Source organism: Zavarzinia sp. CC-PAN008 (genome assembly GCF_051903925.1).
GTDB lineage: Bacteria > Pseudomonadota > Alphaproteobacteria > Zavarziniales > Zavarziniaceae.
Window position 1 is genome coordinate 2136978 of the sequence record NZ_CP173678.1, and the last position, 15069, is coordinate 2152046.

Here is a 15069-nt window from a genome sequence, read left to right on the forward strand (position 1 = left end):
TCCTTCGAGATGGTCCGTCGGACCTCCTCAGGATGACGCCGGTGGGATTTTCCTGAACGCAAACAACGGCGTTATGCTGAGGAGCCGCGAAGCGGCCTCTCGAAGCATGTTGACCGGGGCCTATGTCTCCCCGCGCGCCAGGCGGGCCTCGTACTCCGCACCGGAGATGAGGCCGCCTTCGCGTTCCGGCCGGCCCTGGTCGCGGGGCGGCAGGACGGGCTGGATCACGTCGATCCGCTTCCACGTCGCGAGCGGCACGCTGCCATCCGCCGCCGGCACGGCGGCGGACGTCGCCACGCGGTCATAGCGGTGGACATAGCGGGCACAGTTCACGAAGACCTGGTCCAGGGCGATCCGCACGACCAGGTCGGCGCCGGGGAAGCGGGCCAGCAGGGGGCCATCCGTCACCAGTTCGGCCCGGCCCTGGAGGCGCAGGCGATTCGGCGTCTCGAAGTCGATGAACAGCAGGCCGACCTCCGCATGCGCGGCGATGTTGCCCATCGAGTAGTACATGCCATTTCCGTCATAGCTGGGCAGGGCCAGCGTCCGCGGGTCCAGCACCTGGATGAAGCCCGGCGCCCCGCCCTTGTACGAGACGGTGGGGCGGCCGTCGGCATCCTGCGTCGCCAGGAAGACCATGTCGCGACCCTGGACGAAGGCGATCTCCGCGTCCGTCAGGTGGTCATGGACGATGGTCGCCTCCAGCGCGTCGGCCAGCGGCCGGGTGCCGAAACGGTCCTGAAGGGCGCGATGGGGCGCGCCGTAGAGCTGGCTCATGCCGCTAGTCCACGAAAGTACGGCGCACGCGGCGCGAGCGCAGCAGATAGGGAATGCCGATGGCGGCCAGGATGGCGCTGATCGCGATCTGCCAGTTGGTCGCCGCCACCGCCTGCTCGCCCGCCAGGGCGCGAGCCCACACGGCGTCCGCGATGGCGAACAGAACGGCAGCAGACCAGGTGGCGATCAGCACCGGGGGGTAGAGGCGACGGTTCGTCATCATCAGGATGATCGCCCACAGGCCGGCACCGGCCAGCGCCACCAGGCAGACGAACTCGAACGCCAGCAGTCCGTTGGCAGGGTGGTCGGGGCCAAGGGCGGCGAGCGGCCGCCAGGTCTGCCACGCCCCCCAGGCCCAGATCATGGGGCGCAGGAAGGTGGCGACGCCCATCAGCAGCATCCAGCCGCCCAGCCCCGTCTCGGACGTGTCGTCGGCACGCCGCGTCGCCGGGGCCGTGCCCGCCCGCACCGCCATGCGGCCGGCCGCCGCGGTGGCGCGGTCACGCCTGCGTCGGGTCCGGCTCACCGCAGCGGCCGGAAGGCGGTGCGCACGTCCTCCACGAACAGCTCCGGCTCCTCAAGCGCCGCGAAATGGCCGCCGCGCGGCATGTCGGTCCAGCGCACGACATTGTAGCACCCCTCCACCCAGCGCCGCGGGGGAAAGGGAAAGATGTCGCCCGGAAACACGGCAACGGAGGTGGGGACGGTGACGTAAGGATCGCGCAGCGGCCAGTCACGCTGCTGCAGCAGCAGGCCGCGATACATCCAGTTGGCCGTGTTGATCGTGTCGGTCACGGCATAGATCATGACCGTCGTCAGCAGCTGCTCGCGGGTATAGCGGCTATAGGGGTCGCCGTCCTTGCAGTCGCTCCAGGCGCGGAACTTCTCCAGGATCCAGGCGGCGATGCCGACCGGGTTGTCGTGCAGGGCAACGCCCAGGGTCTGCGGCTTGGTCCGTTGCAGGCGGTAATAGGCGCCCTCGTCCTCGAACACGCGGTGGGCGCGCTTGGCGTGGGCCGCCTCCACGTCGTTCTGCGGCGTCTCGTTGCGCCGGGCCAGGCCCGCCATGGTGATGTGGATGCCGGCCAGCGCCTGCGGATAGTCGAGGCCCAGGCACGAGGTCACGGCGCTGCCCCAGTCGCCGCCCTGCGCCGCGAACCGGCGATAGCCCAGCTGCTCCGTCATCAGCGTGTGCCACATGCGGGCGACATGACGCGGTGCGATCGGGTTGGTCGGCTTGCCCGAGAAGCCATAGCCCGGCATGGACGGCACGATCACGTCGAAGGCGTCGGCCGCGTCGCCGCCATGGGCCGCCGGGTTGGCCAGCGCGTCGATCACGCGGGAGAACTCATAGTGCGTGCTGGGCCAGCCATGGGTCAGGACCAGCGGCAGCGGATTCGGCCCCTTGCCCTTCACGTGCACGAAATGGACGTCGATCCCCTCGATCTCGGCCGTGAACTGGGGCCAGCGGTTCAGCTGCGCCTCGACCTGACGCCAGTCGAAGTCGCCAAGCCAGGTGGCGCAAAGATCGCGCAGCCAGGCGACGTCCATGCCGTGTTCCCAGCCATCGCCCAGGGTCGGGATGTCGGGAAAGCGGTGGTCGACCACCTTGGCGTAGATGCGTTCCAGAACGGCATCCGGCACGGCGATCCGGAAGGGCTTCACGCTCATCGCAGGCCCCGGAAGAAGCTGCGAATGTCGCCGGTCAGGGCCTCGGGCTGTTCCAGGGCGGCGAAGTGGCCACCCTTGGCGAAGGTGTTCATCTGCTTCAGGTTGCAGCCGCGCTGCACCACGCTGCGCGGCGGGTTCCAGGGGGCGATGTCCTTCGGGAACTGGGCAAAGGCCGTGGGCACCGGGATCGGACCGCTGAAGGGCGGCGCCACGGCCGCCTCCTCGGCCATGCCGCGGTACATCCAGATCGACGTGCCGATCGTGCCCGTCAGGGCATAGATCGCGATGTTGGTCAGCAGCTCGTCCTTGGAATAGACGCTCTCGATATCGCCGTCGATGTCGCTCCAGCCGGCGAACTTCTCGACGATCCAGGCGGCCAGGCCCGCCGGGCTGTCGTGCAGGGCAAAGGCGGGCGTCATCGGCTTGGTCGCGTGCTCGTTGAAATAGCCCATCTCGCTCGCGGTATAGGTGGCGACGCGGGCGGCCCAGGCCTTTTCCTCCTCGCTCGGCTCGGGCGGCATGGCGGCCAGGGGGAACAGGTTCAGGTGCACGCCGATCAGGCTGTCGGGGAAGTCATGCCCCAGAAGGGCAGAGACGGCACTGCCCCAGTCGCCCCCCTGCGCCCCGAAGCGGGAATAGCCCAGCACCTGCGTCATCAGCGTGTGCCACATGCGGGCCGTCGCCTTGGGCCCGATGGGCCGCGGCGGAGCACCGGAAAAGCCATAGCCGGGGAGCGACGGGATGACCACGTCGAAGCTGTCGGCCGCATCCCCGCCATGGGCGGCGGGGTCGGTCAGGGCGTCGACCATGTGCAGGAACTCGAAGAAGCTGCCGGGCCAGCCATGGGTCAGGATCAGGGGCAGGGGGGTGGGACCCTTGCCCTTCACATGGACGAAGTGGATGGGAATGCCCTCCACCTCCGCCCGGAACTGGGGATACCGGTTCAGGCCCTCCTCGGCCTTGCGCCAGTCGAACTGCGTGCCCCAGTAGTGGACAAGGTCGCGGACATAGGCGCTCTCCGCACCGTAGGCCCAGCTGGAATCGACGGGCGCGGGGGGAAACTCGGCGGCGCGGACCTTGGCCAGCACCTGCTGCAGCCGCGCCTCCGGCACCGCGATCCGGAAGGGTTCGATTGTCGCCATCATGCGCCCCTGGGGTTTTCCCGCGTCGTTTCCAGGCGCGCAGCATGACGCGGGTGCACAAGTGCGTAAACGGATGACGTGAGGGGGACCCTGCGCGCGACGCCGCAGGATCGGTCTTTCCTCAAAGCACCCTTGCAAGGCTCGAACTTCCGCAGCCGACGGCTTCGGCCTAGGATTTTGCGTCCTTGCATTGGGGAATACGACCATGGCGCTTGCCGCGCGGAAGATTGGCACGACCGAGGATCAGGCGCGGGTGTCGACGCCGAACGACCTTGAAGCGTTCTGGATGCCGTTCACGGCCAACCGCCAGTTCAAGAAGGCACCGCGCCTGCTGGCGCGGGCCAAGGGCGCCTATTACTACACGCCGGAAGGAAAGCAGGTCCTGGACGCCACGTCCGGCCTGTGGTGCTGCAATGCCGGCCACGCGCATCCCAAGATCGTGGAGGCGGTCCAGCGCCAGGTGGCGGAGCTGGATTTCGCGCCGACCTTCCAGTTCGGCCACCCGATCGCGTTCGAACTGGCCTCGCGCCTCGCCTCGATCCTGCCCAGCCCACTGGAATATGTCTTCTATGCCAATTCGGGGTCGGAGGCGGTCGATACCGCGCTGAAGATCGCGCTTGCCTATCACAAGGCCAGGGGCGAGGCCGGGCGGACCCGCCTGATCGGGCGCGAGCGCGGCTATCACGGCGTCGGCTTTGGCGGGATTTCGGTCGGCGGCATGGTCGCCAACCGCCGCACCTTCGGGCCGCTGCTGCCCGGTGTCGACCACCTGCCGCACACCGCGGACCTGGGGCGCAATGCCTTCTCCAAGGGCCAGCCGCAGCACGGTGCCGAACTGGCCGACGCGCTGGAGCGGATCGTCGCCCTGCATGACCCCTCGACCATCGCGGCCGTGATCGTGGAGCCGGTCGCCGGCTCCACCGGCGTGCTGCCGCCGCCCGTCGGCTACCTGCAGCGCCTGCGCGAGATCTGCACCAAGTACGGCATCCTGCTGATCTTCGACGAGGTCATCACAGGCTTCGGCCGCCTGGGCGCGCCGTTCGCCGCCCAGCATTTCGGCGTGACGCCCGACCTCATCAACTGCGCCAAGGGCATCACCTCGGGCGTCGTGCCGATGGGGGCGGTGTTCGCGTCGAAGCAGATCTACGACACGTTCATGAACGGGCCGGAAGGCACGATCGAGTTGTTCCACGGCTATACCTATTCGGGGCACCCGCTGGCCTGTGCCGCGGCTTTGGCGACGCTGGACGTCTATCGCGACGAGGGGCTGTTCGAGCGCGCGGCCGAGATGGCGCCCAAGTGGGAAGCCGCCCTGCATTCGCTGCGTGGCCTGCCGCATGTCATCGACATCCGCAATATCGGCCTGATGGGCGCCATCGAGCTGGAAGGCCGTCCCGGAGCGCCCACCGCGCGGGCCTATGACGCGATGGTCGATGCCTTCAACAACGGCCTGCTGCTGCGCACGACCGGCGACACCATCGCCATGTCGCCGCCGCTGATCGTCGAGGATTCGCAGATCGAGTTCATCGTCGAGACGCTGACCGCGATCCTGAAGCGCCTGGCCTGAGCCGCAGGCCTCTTGCCGGCTGGAATCCGGCCGGCAAGAGGCGCACGCTTCCCCTGAACGAGGGGGCGGCCAAGCCCCCCGCATCCGGGGAAGCGGCCATGCTGATCGGCGTTCCGAAAGAGATCAAGACCCACGAATACCGCGTCGGGCTGACCCCCGGCAGCGTGCGCGAGATGGTCGCCCACGGGCACAGGGTGATCGTCCAGCATGATGCCGGCACGGCCATCGGCCTGGACGATGCCCTCTATACCCGCGCAGGCGCCGAGATCGTGGCGGACGCGGCCGCCATCTTTGCCCGCGCCGACATGGTCGTGAAGGTGAAGGAGCCGCAGCCGCAGGAATGCGCCCTGCTGCGGCCGGGGCAGGTCCTGTTCACCTACCTCCACCTGGCGCCCGATCCGGAGCAGGCCCAGGCCCTGGTCGACTCAGGCGCGACCGCCATCGCCTATGAGACGGTGACGGACGCGCGCGGCGGTCTGCCCCTGTTGTCGCCGATGAGCGAGGTGGCGGGCCGCATGGCGATCCAGGCCGGCGCCCATTGCCTGGAGATGGAGCAGGGTGGCCGCGGCATGCTGCTGGGCGGCGTGCCGGGCGTGCCGCCGGCCAAGGTCGTGATTCTGGGCGGCGGGGTCGTCGGCACCAATGCCGCGCGCATGGCCATGGGCCTGGAAGCGCATGTGACCGTGATCGACAAGTCGCTGAACCGGCTGAAGGAGCTGGATTTCCAGTTCGGCTCGAAGCTCTACACCGCCTTCGCCACGCGCGACGCGATCGAGGAGCACGTGCTGGACGCGGACCTGGTGATCGGCGCGGTGCTGGTCCCCGGCGCCGCAGCACCCCGCCTGGTCAGTGCCCAGATGGTCAAGGCGATGAAGCGCGGCTCGGTCCTGGTCGATGTCGCGATCGACCAGGGCGGCTGCTTCGAAACCTCCCGCCCCACGACGCATGCCCAGCCGACCTATGTGGTCGACGGCGTGATCCACTATTGCGTCGCCAACATGCCGGGCGCCGTCGCCCGTACCTCCACCTTCGCGCTCAACAACGCGACCCTGCCCTTTGCCCTGGCCCTGGCAGACAAGGGGTGGAAGCAGGCCATGCGCGAGGATCCGCACCTGCTGGCCGGCCTCAACGTCCATGATGGCCGCATCACCTATGGCGCCGTCGCCCAAGTGCTCGGCTACGAGCTGTTCCCCCCAGACGCAGCGCTGGCTGCCTGACGCTGGCCCGCGCCCGTGGTACGTCGAGGGGGATGACAAGGCTTGTCGCAGCAGAACCCTCCCCCGTCCACAGGATGGGGGAGGGCAGGGTGGGGGCGGGACGGCACGTTTCAGCCGCTCCGTCGGCTCAACCCGCAGGATATCGCCCCCATCCCAGCCCTCCCCCATCGCTTCGCGACGGGAGAGGGAGCCTCTGGCGCGCCAGCCGATGACCCTGCCGATCGAGCCGCTGTTGCCGGAGATCGTGGCGGCGCTGCGGGACCACGGTCGCCTCGTCCTTCAGGCGCCGCCGGGCGCGGGCAAGACGACGCGCGTGCCCCTGGCCCTGCTGCAGGCGGGACTGGGGGGCACGATCCTGGTGCTGCAGCCGCGGCGCATCGCGGCGCGCATGGCGGCGAAGCGGATGGCGGCGACCCTGGGGGAGGGGGTAGGCCAGACGGTCGGCTACCGCGTGCGGCTGGATGCGAAGGTGGGCCGGGAGACGCGCATCGAGCTGGCCACCCACGGCATCTTCCTGCGCCGCATCCAGGACGATCCGGCCCTCGACGGCGTCGCCTGCGTCATCTTCGATGAGTTCCATGAGCGCAGCCTGGACAGCGACCTGGCCCTGGCCCTGGTGCTGGAGGCGCGGGCCGCGCTGGTGCCGGAGCTGAAGGTGCTGGTCATGTCGGCGACGCTGGACGCAGGTCCCGTCGCCGCCCTGCTGGACGATGCGCCGCTGGTGACGAGCGAGGGCCGCGCCTTCCCGGTCGAGACGCGCTATCTGGGCCGGCCCGCCGATGGCCGGATCGAACCGGCGATGGCCCGTGCGATCCAGGGCGCGCTGGCGCGGGAGGACGGCAGCATCCTGGCCTTCCTGCCCGGTGCGGCCGAGATCCGGCGTACGAAGGCCTTGCTGGAGGAGGCGGGCCTGGCGCCGGGCGTCGACTTGGCCGTGCTGCATGGCGAACTGGACGGGGCGAGCCAGGACGCGGCCATCGCGCCCGCACCGGTGGGGCGGCGCAAGGTCGTGCTGGCCAGCGCCATTGCCGAGACGTCGATCACGATCGAAGGGGTGCGGGTCGTGGTCGATTCGGGGCTGGCCCGCGTGCCCGCCTTCGACCCCGCCAGCGGCATGACCCGGCTGGTCACGGTGCCAGCCTCCCGCGCGACGGCGGAGCAGCGGCGCGGCCGCGCCGGGCGCCTGGGCCCGGGCCTGGCGTTGCGGCTGTGGGACGAGGCGGAGGATCGCGGCCGGCCCAGCCAACCCGTGCCGGAAATCCGCGCCGCTGACCTGGCACCGTTCGCCCTGGAACTGGCGCTGTGGGGCACGGACGGGCGCGACCTGGCTTTGCTCGATCCGCCGCCGGACGCTGCATTCCTGCAGGCGCGGACGCTGCTGCATGAGCTGGGGGCGCTGGGGGCCGATGGCCGGGCGACGGCGCACGGTGCGGCCCTGGCCAGGCTGGGCCTGCATCCGCGCCTGGCGCACATGATCCTGGCCGCCCCACCGGCCCAGCGCATGCTGGCGTGCGAGGTGGCGGCCCTGCTGACAGGGCGCGACCTGCTGCGCGGCACGGAGCGCGACGCCGACCTGCGCGGCCGGCTGGCGGCCCTGCGGGGGGAGGCGTGGGGCCCGCGGGCGGAGCGCGGACCGCTGATGGAGGCGCGCCAGCTGGCGCGCAGCTTTGCGCAGTCGGTGCGTGCGCGGCCTGACGCGCGTGCGGACGAGGACCAGGCGGGGGAGGTGGTGGCGCTGGCCTATCCCGACCGCGTGGCGCAGGGTCGCGGCAATGGCCAGTTCCGCATGGCGGAGGGTGGGGCCGCCGGCCTGGCCCCCGGCGATGCATTGGCCGCGGCGCCGTTCCTGGCCATCGCGCACCTGGGCGGCAGCTCTCAGGGCCAGCGCATCCATCTGGCGGCGCCCATCGGGCGGGACGCCATCGCGCGCCTGTTCGGCGAGCGGATCGTGCGCGATGCCCGCATCGTCTTCGATCCGGCGGCGCAGGCGGTGGCGGCGTCGGAGCAACGGACGCTGGGAGCCCTGGTGCTGGAGGACCGGCCGATGGCACGGCCGGATGCGGCGGCGGTGGCCGCCGTCCTGGCCGACGCGGTGCGAAGGGCGGGCCTGCATGTCCTGCCCTGGACAGAGGGCGCGCGCAGGCTTCGGGCGCGGATCGGCTTCCTGCACCGGCTGTGGCCGGATGCCTGGCCCGACCTGTCGGACGCGGCGCTGGAGCGGGACCTGGACTGGCTTCTGCCCTATCTCGACGGCCTGTCGCGCTTCAGCCACCTGGCGCGGCTCGACATGGCGCAGGTCCTGCGCGACCGGCTGGACCACCAGGCCCTGCGGCAGCTGGACCGCCTGGCGCCAGAGGCGCTGACCACGCCGACAGGGCGACAGGCGCTGATCGACTACACGGGCGATGCCCCGGTCCTGGCCGCGAAGCTTCAGGAAATGTTCGGCCAGCGCGAGACGCCGCGCGTGGCGGACGGCCAGGTGGCGGTCATCGTCCACCTTCTGTCGCCGGCCGGGCGGCCATTGCAAGTCACGCGCGATCTTGCCGGATTCTGGCGAACCGGCTATGCCGCTGTGAGGGCTGAAATGCGCGGGCGCTATCCCCGCCACCCCTGGCCGGAGGACCCCTTGAGCGCCACGCCCACCCGCGCCACCAAGGCCCGCAGCGGATGAGGTCGCATCGGAAGATTTCCCCGCTCATCCCCGCGAAGGCGGGGATCCAGGGGCAACATGGACCTGCGCTGGCGGCCCTGGATCCCCGCCTTCGCGGGGATGAGCGGGCATATTGAGATGACCCTCTATGACCTGAAACCGCGGTTCCAGGCGCTGCTGCGGCCGCTGGTGGCGCACTGGGCGGGGCGGGGCATCACGGCGAACATGGTGACGCTTGCCGCCTGTGCCGTGTCCGTCGTCATCGGCGCGCTGCTCTGCGCGTTTCCCCATATCCCGCTGCTGTTCCTGATCCTGCCCGGCTGGCTGTTCGCGCGCATGGCGCTGAACGCGGTCGACGGCATGCTGGCGCGCGAGTTCGGGCAGAAGAGCCGGCTTGGCGCCTTCCTTAACGAACTGACCGACGTCGTGTCGGATGCGGCGCTGTACCTGCCCTTTGCCTTTGTCGTGCCGTTCGACTGGCTGTGGGTGGTCGTCGTGATCTTCATCGCCGTGCTGACGGAGTTCGCGGGCGTGCTGGGCCTGATGGTGGGTGCCTCGCGCCGCTATGACGGGCCGGTGGGCAAGAGCGACCGGGCGCTGATCTTTGGCGCGCTGGCGCTGTGGGTGGCGATTGCGGGAACGCTGCCGGCCTGGGCGTGGTGGATCATGCCGGTGCTGGCCCTGGTGCTGGCCGTCACTGTCGCAAACCGTGTGCATCAGGCATTGAAGGAGGCGCCGGCGGCACCACCTCCCGCCGGATGATCGAGCCCCAGGAAAGACCGTTCGCGATGGACCCGTACAAGAGCTTCACGACGCATGACGGGACCCGGCTCGCCTATCGCCACTGGCCGGCGACCAGCGGCCCGCCCCGCGGCGCCATCCTGCTGTTCCACCGGGGGCACGAGCATTCGGGCCGGATGGAACATCTGGTCCCGGAACTGAACCTTCCCGACTTCGACGTCTTTGCCTGGGATGCGCGGGGGCATGGCCATTCGCCCGGCCTGCGCGGCGATGCGCCCAGCTTTGCCGCCATGGCGCGGGACGTACAGTGCTTCGTCCGCCATATCGAGGCCGCGCACGGCATTGCCGAGAGCGACATGGCCGTGGTGGCGCAGAGTGTCGGCGCCGTCGTCGTCGCCACCTGGGCCCATGACTACGCCCCGCGCGTGCGGGCGCTGGTCCTGGCCTCCCCCGCCTTCCACGTGAAGCTCTACGTGCCGTTCGCGCGGCCGGGCCTGCGCCTGCTCCGGAAGTTCCGGGGCAACTTCTTCGTGCAGTCCTATGTGAAGTCCAGGCTGCTGACCCATGATCCGGAACGGCAGCGCAGCTTCGACGCCGATCCGTTGATCACCCGGGCGATCTCGGTCCGCATCCTTCTCGGCCTGCAGGAGGCTGCGGACCGCGTCGTGGCCGATGCGCGGGCGATCACGATCCCGACGCAGCTGCTGATCTCGGGCAGCGACTGGGTCGTCCATCACGGCCCGCAGCACCGCTTCTTCGAGAACCTGGGTACGCCGACCAAGGAGCGCATCGTCCTTCCCGGCTTCTACCACGACACGTTGGGCGAGGCGGGGCGCCAGGTCGCCATCGACCGCATCCGTGCCTTTGTCCTGGCCCGCTTTGCCGAGCCGCTGGAACGGCCGAGCCTGCTGGACGCCCACCGCATGAGCTATACGCGGGACGAGGCGGATCGCTTGGCGACGCCGCTGGCCCCCCTGTCCCCGCGCGGCCTCTACTGGTCGGGGACGCGCGCGGGAATCGGCCTGGGCGGCCGCTTCTCCGACGCGATCCGCATCGGGCAGGAAACGGGCTTCGACTCTGGCTCGATGCTCGACTGCGTCTATCGCAACGCGCCGTCCGGCCGCGGGCCGCTTGGCCGCATGGTGGACAAGGTCTATCTCGACTCGATCGGCTGGCGCGGCATCCGCCAGCGAAAGGTTCATATCGAGGAACTGCTGCGCGACGCCATGGCCCGGCTGCGGGCGGAGGGTGCCCCCGTCCACATCCTGGACATTGCAGCCGGCCATGGCCGCTACGTCCTCGAAGCCCTGACCGAGGGGGGCGAGAGGCCCGACAGCATCACCTTGCGCGACTACAGCGAGATCAACGTCGCCGCCGGCGGCCGCCTGATCGAGCAGAAAGGCCTCAGCGCCATCGCCCGGTTCGAGAAGGCGGATGCTTTCGACGCGGACCAGGTGGCGACGGCCGAGCCCGCGCCGACGCTGGGCCTGGTCTCCGGCCTGTACGAGCTGTTCCCCGACAATGCGATGGTGCGGCGCTCGCTCGCCGGGATGGCGCGGGCGGTGCGGCCCGGCGGCTACCTGGTCTATACCGGCCAGCCCTGGCATCCGCAGCTGGAACTGATCGCCCGCGCGCTGACCAGCCACCGGCAGGGCCAGGCCTGGATCATGCGCCGCCGTACCCAGGCCGAGATGGACGAGCTGGTCGCCGCTGCCGGGTTCGAGAAGCTGGACCAGCGCATCGACGAATGGGGCATCTTCACCGTCTCCCTCGCCCGGCGGAAGGCCGAAGGCTCACCTTTTGAGGCCGCGATATCGGCCGTCAATGTGGGAATTCCTTCCCCCCTCGCGGGGGAAGGCAAGGATGGGGGGGCGGTGACGCCGCAGCACCCTTCAACTGCCAGTACTGGCGGTGACGCCCCCCCACCCCAACCCTCCCCCGCGAGGGGGGAGGGGGATTCCGGGCAGCACCCGACATGAGCGCCATTCCGCTGGAGCCAGCGCCGGCGGCACCCGCGGGGGAAGGGCGGCCCTGGGGCCGGGCGGCGCTGTGGCTGGCGTGCCTGGCACCCTTCTTCTATGCGACCTATGGCCTGGCCAACTTCCTGGCCGGGCAACGCGACGACGTGCCGGTGTTCGTTTTCGGGTGGGAGGCGGCGATCCCGTTCCTGCCCTGGACGATCATTCCCTATTGGACGATCAATGCCTTCTACGGCCTGTCGCTGTTCGTCTGCGCGACCCGCGCGGAACTGGACACCCACGGCAGGCGCCTGCTGACGGCGCAGATCGTCGCGGTGTTCTTCTTCATCGCAGCACCCTTGCGCTTCAGCTTCGAGCGGGGCGCTCCGGGCGACGGCCTGCCTGGCTTCCTGTTTGAAGCATTGATGGCCTTCGACCGGCCGTTCAACCAGGCGCCATCGCTGCACATCGCGCTCGCCGTGATCCTGTGGGTGCTCTACGCGCGCCACCTGCCACGCGTGGTGCACCCCATCCTGCACGTATGGTTCGCGCTGATCTGCGTCTCGGTCCTGACGACCTACCAGCATCATTTCATCGACATGCCGACGGGCGCGCTGCTTGGCTTCTTCTGTCTGTGGCTGTGGCCCGACCGGGGGGAGCCGCCGTTCCGCCGCTTCGCTTTCGCGCGCAGCCCGCAGCGCTGGAAGCTGGCCAAGAACTATGCCGCGGGCGCCCTGGTCTGCGGCATCCTGGCGGGCGGGATCGGTGGGCCGGCGCTGGTCCTGTGGTGGCCCTGCGTTGCCCTGGGCATCGTCGCCCTGGCCTATGGCCTGCTGGGGCCCGGCGCGTTCCAGAAGGGGGCGGACGGCCGCATGAGCCTGGCGGCGCGCGTGCTGCTGGCGCCCTATATCCTGGGGGCGCGGATCAATGCCTGGGCATGGACCAACGGCACGCCACCCGCAGCCGAGGTGGTGGGCGGCGTCTGGCTGGGCCGGCTGCCGCGCAGCGCCGGGTCCTTTGCGACCGTTGTGGACCTGTCGGCCGAACTGCCTGGGGGCGAGCCCGACCGCTGGCGTGCCGTGCCCTGCCTGGACCTGGTTCCGCCGCCGCCTGAGGCGCTGGCCCAGGCTGTCATGGCGATCGAGCAGGCGCGCGCGCAGGGGCCGGTCCTGGTGTGCTGTGCGCTGGGGTTCTCCCGCAGTGCTGCGGCAGTTGCCGCCTGGGCGGTTGCCAGCGGCCGGGCGTCGAGCGTGGCGCAGGCGGTCGTCCATCTGCGCCAGATCCAGCCGCGCCTGGTCCTGAACCCCGCCGCTCTCGCCAATGCGGCAGAAGGCGCGCGCCTGGCGGCGCCGGGGACCGCGGCATGAGCGACCGCCTGGCCTTCGGCATTGCCGCCGACCTGCTGGCTCAGGGCGCGGTCATCGAACGGCTGTCGCTGCTGCTCAGCCTGGCGGGCGTGGTCTATGCGGTGCTGGGCGCGTGGCCCATCGGCCTGGCCGTGCTGGCGCTGGGCCTGGCACAAGGCTGGATCGCGCTGCGTGTCGGCTTCGACGCGCGCCTGTTCGCCCGGCTGGCCCAGGCGCCCGACCTGGATGCCTTCGATGCCGCGATGACGTCGCAAGGGCTGATGCCGGCGGCCAAGGCCGGGCGGCCGGCGGCCCTGCGCATCGCGGGCGCCCGGCGCTTGATGGCGATGCAGGTGGCGCTGCTGGGAACGCAGGTGGTGGTACTGGCGGTGGGGGTGGTCGGATGAGCCGAAGCTGGCTGGAATGGGGCGCTGGCCTGCTGGTCATCGCCTTTGCCTGGGTGGTGACCGGATGCCGGGCAATCTGGGCCGGGACTGCGCCCGAACCGGGACCGCGCATCTATTTCGCCAATCACCGCAGCCATGGCGACTTCGTCCTGATCTGGTCGGTCCTGCCCATGGCCTTGCGCGCCCGGACCCGCCCCGTGGCGGCGGCCGACTATTGGGCGGCGGATTCCTTGCGCCGCTTCCTGGGGGCGGGCGTGTTCAACGCCGTGCTGATCGACCGCAACCCGCTGGAGCGGCATGTCGATCCCGTCGCCCAGATGGCGGACGCGCTGGACGCCGGCTCGGCCCTGATCCTGTTCCCCGAGGGCACGCGCAATACGGGGGAGGAGGATCTGCTGCCGCTGAAGTCCGGCCTCTACCACCTGGCGCGGCGGCGGCCCGAGATCGACCTGATCCCTGTCTGGATCGAGAACCTGAACCGCGTGATGCCCAAGGGGGAATTCGTGCCCGTGCCGCTGCTCTGCACCGTCACCTTCGGTGCGCCCCTGCGGCTTGAGCCGGAGGAGGACAAGGCCACCTTCCTGGCCCGCGCCCGCGCCGCGATGCTGGCCCTGCGCACGCCAGAGGTTGCGGCATGACCCCGCGCGAACAGACCATCGCCCTGTTCGTGGGCATCATCGTCCTGCTGTCGGTGGCGTCCGCCATCGGCTACTGGCTGCATCTGCGCCAGGGGGCCGTGCCGAACCCCGTCATCACCAACCTGAACGATCGCATCCGCGCCTGGTGGGTGATGGTCCTGGTGATCGGCCTGGCCTTCCTGGCCGGGGCGACCGGCGTTATCCTGCTCTTCGCCTTCGTCAGCTTCGCTGCGTTGCGCGAGTTCGTGACCCTGACCGACACGCGGCGCGGCGATCACTATGTGCTGGCGGCGATGTTCTTCATCGTCCTGCCGGTCCAGTACGCGCTGATCTGGATCGACTGGTACGGCCTCTATTCGATCTTCATCCCCGTCTATGTGTTCCTGCTGGCGCCGATCGTCGCGACCATGCGCGGCGACACGACCCGCTTCATGGAGCGGGTGTCGGAGGTGCAATGGGGCCTGATGATCTGCGTCTTCTGCATCTCGCACGTGCCGGCTCTGCTGACGCTGGACATTCCTGGTTACGAGGGGCGGGAGTTGCTGCTGATCGCCTTCCTGGTGATCGTGGTCCAGTCCAGCGACGTGCTGCAGTACGTCTGGGGCAAACTGCTGGGCCGGCACAAGGTGGCGCCCCGCCTGTCCCCGTCCAAGACGTGGGAGGGGTTGGTCGGCGGGGTGCTGAGCGCCAGCGCGCTGGGGGCCGGCCTGTGGTGGATCACGCCCTTCGGCTTCTGGCATGCGGCCGTGCTCGCCTTCCTGATCTGCATGATGGGCTTCCTGGGGGGCCTCGTCATGTCGGCGATGAAGCGCGACCGCGGCGTCAAGGACTGGGGCCACATGATCGAGGGGCATGGCGGCATGCTGGACCGCATGGACAGCGTGATCTTCGCCGCCCCGATCTTCTTCCACGTCACCCGCTTCTGGTGGGTGCCCTGAGGCCCAGGGTCGCGGGC

General features: G+C 70.1%; 13 protein-coding genes. 9 read left to right on the forward strand and 4 right to left on the reverse strand.

Annotation, left to right across the window (positions count from 1 at the left end; genetic code table 11):
* Positions 1-120 precede the first annotated feature (120 nt).
* From ACI6GS_RS10020 to ACI6GS_RS10035, 4 genes are read right to left on the reverse strand one after another with little or no spacing between them, the layout of a single operon-like run.
* Positions 121-777, reverse strand: a complete 657-nt coding sequence (locus ACI6GS_RS10020) for a pyridoxamine 5'-phosphate oxidase family protein (RefSeq protein ID WP_439817652.1) — start codon at positions 775-777, stop codon at positions 121-123.
* 4 nt (positions 778-781) lie between these two features.
* Positions 782-1303 (reverse strand): DUF2569 family protein, encoded by a 522-nt coding sequence (locus ACI6GS_RS10025; protein ID WP_439817653.1) that lies wholly within the window; start codon positions 1301-1303, stop codon positions 782-784.
* Positions 1300-2448 (reverse strand): epoxide hydrolase family protein, encoded by a 1149-nt coding sequence (locus ACI6GS_RS10030; protein WP_439817654.1) that lies wholly within the window; start codon positions 2446-2448, stop codon positions 1300-1302. Before ACI6GS_RS10030 ends, ACI6GS_RS10025 begins: the two co-directional genes overlap by 4 nt.
* A complete protein-coding gene (locus tag ACI6GS_RS10035) occupies positions 2445-3590 on the reverse strand; it encodes an epoxide hydrolase family protein (RefSeq protein WP_439817655.1) in 1146 nt (381 codons plus the stop codon). The genes ACI6GS_RS10030 and ACI6GS_RS10035 overlap by 4 nt, the downstream gene beginning before the upstream one ends.
* A gap of 205 nt (positions 3591-3795) precedes the next feature.
* On the opposite strand from ACI6GS_RS10035, the gene ACI6GS_RS10040 reads away from it, so the two are divergent.
* From ACI6GS_RS10040 to ACI6GS_RS10080, 9 genes are all read left to right on the forward strand, one after another.
* The gene (locus ACI6GS_RS10040) at positions 3796-5157 is read left to right on the forward strand and encodes an aspartate aminotransferase family protein (RefSeq protein WP_439817656.1); all 1362 of its coding nucleotides are present in this window, start codon (positions 3796-3798) and stop codon (positions 5155-5157) included.
* Positions 5158-5255: 98 nt separating this feature from the next.
* Positions 5256-6374, forward strand: coding sequence for an alanine dehydrogenase (gene ald / locus ACI6GS_RS10045; protein WP_439817657.1), 1119 nt, complete (start codon positions 5256-5258; stop codon positions 6372-6374).
* Between the two features lie 208 nt (positions 6375-6582).
* Positions 6583-9045 (forward strand): ATP-dependent helicase HrpB, encoded by a 2463-nt coding sequence (hrpB, locus tag ACI6GS_RS10050; RefSeq protein WP_439817658.1) that lies wholly within the window; start codon positions 6583-6585, stop codon positions 9043-9045.
* Positions 9046-9102: 57 nt separating this feature from the next.
* Positions 9103-9786 carry a CDP-alcohol phosphatidyltransferase family protein gene (locus ACI6GS_RS10055; protein ID WP_439817659.1) on the forward strand — a complete coding sequence of 228 codons (684 nt, stop codon included), beginning with the start codon at positions 9103-9105 and terminating at the stop codon, positions 9784-9786.
* 26 nt (positions 9787-9812) lie between these two features.
* Positions 9813-11744 (forward strand): bifunctional alpha/beta hydrolase/class I SAM-dependent methyltransferase, encoded by a 1932-nt coding sequence (locus ACI6GS_RS10060; protein ID WP_439817660.1) that lies wholly within the window; start codon positions 9813-9815, stop codon positions 11742-11744.
* Positions 11741-13090: a phosphatase PAP2/dual specificity phosphatase family protein gene (locus ACI6GS_RS10065; protein ID WP_439817661.1), complete on the forward strand. Its 1350-nt coding sequence runs from the start codon at positions 11741-11743 to the stop codon at positions 13088-13090. The genes ACI6GS_RS10060 and ACI6GS_RS10065 overlap by 4 nt, the downstream gene beginning before the upstream one ends.
* Entirely contained in the window at positions 13087-13476 is a 390-nt protein-coding gene (locus ACI6GS_RS10070; protein ID WP_439817662.1) for a hypothetical protein, read from the forward strand. Before ACI6GS_RS10065 ends, ACI6GS_RS10070 begins: the two co-directional genes overlap by 4 nt.
* A complete protein-coding gene (locus ACI6GS_RS10075) occupies positions 13473-14114 on the forward strand; it encodes a lysophospholipid acyltransferase family protein (RefSeq protein WP_439817663.1) in 642 nt (213 codons plus the stop codon). Before ACI6GS_RS10070 ends, ACI6GS_RS10075 begins: the two co-directional genes overlap by 4 nt.
* Entirely contained in the window at positions 14111-15052 is a 942-nt protein-coding gene (locus tag ACI6GS_RS10080; RefSeq protein WP_439817664.1) for a phosphatidate cytidylyltransferase, read from the forward strand. The genes ACI6GS_RS10075 and ACI6GS_RS10080 overlap by 4 nt, the downstream gene beginning before the upstream one ends.
* Positions 15053-15069: the final 17 nt, after the last annotated feature.

Excerpts from the sequence above, each read along its gene's own strand:
- hrpB (WP_439817658.1), top strand. The coding sequence starts at position 6,583 with ATGACCCTGCCGATCGAGCCGCTGTTGCCGGAGATCGTGGCGGCGCTG.
- ald (WP_439817657.1), top strand. The coding sequence starts at position 5,256 with ATGCTGATCGGCGTTCCGAAAGAGATCAAGACCCACGAATACCGCGTC.
- ACI6GS_RS10020 (WP_439817652.1), bottom strand. The coding sequence starts at position 777 with ATGAGCCAGCTCTACGGCGCGCCCCATCGCGCCCTTCAGGACCGTTTC.
- ACI6GS_RS10070 (WP_439817662.1), top strand. The coding sequence starts at position 13,087 with ATGAGCGACCGCCTGGCCTTCGGCATTGCCGCCGACCTGCTGGCTCAG.
- ACI6GS_RS10055 (WP_439817659.1), top strand. The coding sequence starts at position 9,103 with ATGGACCTGCGCTGGCGGCCCTGGATCCCCGCCTTCGCGGGGATGAGC.
- ACI6GS_RS10075 (WP_439817663.1), top strand. The coding sequence starts at position 13,473 with ATGAGCCGAAGCTGGCTGGAATGGGGCGCTGGCCTGCTGGTCATCGCC.
- ACI6GS_RS10030 (WP_439817654.1), bottom strand. The coding sequence starts at position 2,448 with ATGAGCGTGAAGCCCTTCCGGATCGCCGTGCCGGATGCCGTTCTGGAA.
- ACI6GS_RS10040 (WP_439817656.1), top strand. The coding sequence starts at position 3,796 with ATGGCGCTTGCCGCGCGGAAGATTGGCACGACCGAGGATCAGGCGCGG.
- ACI6GS_RS10065 (WP_439817661.1), top strand. The coding sequence starts at position 11,741 with ATGAGCGCCATTCCGCTGGAGCCAGCGCCGGCGGCACCCGCGGGGGAA.
- ACI6GS_RS10060 (WP_439817660.1), top strand. The coding sequence starts at position 9,813 with ATGGACCCGTACAAGAGCTTCACGACGCATGACGGGACCCGGCTCGCC.
- ACI6GS_RS10035 (WP_439817655.1), bottom strand. The coding sequence starts at position 3,590 with ATGGCGACAATCGAACCCTTCCGGATCGCGGTGCCGGAGGCGCGGCTG.
- ACI6GS_RS10080 (WP_439817664.1), top strand. The coding sequence starts at position 14,111 with ATGACCCCGCGCGAACAGACCATCGCCCTGTTCGTGGGCATCATCGTC.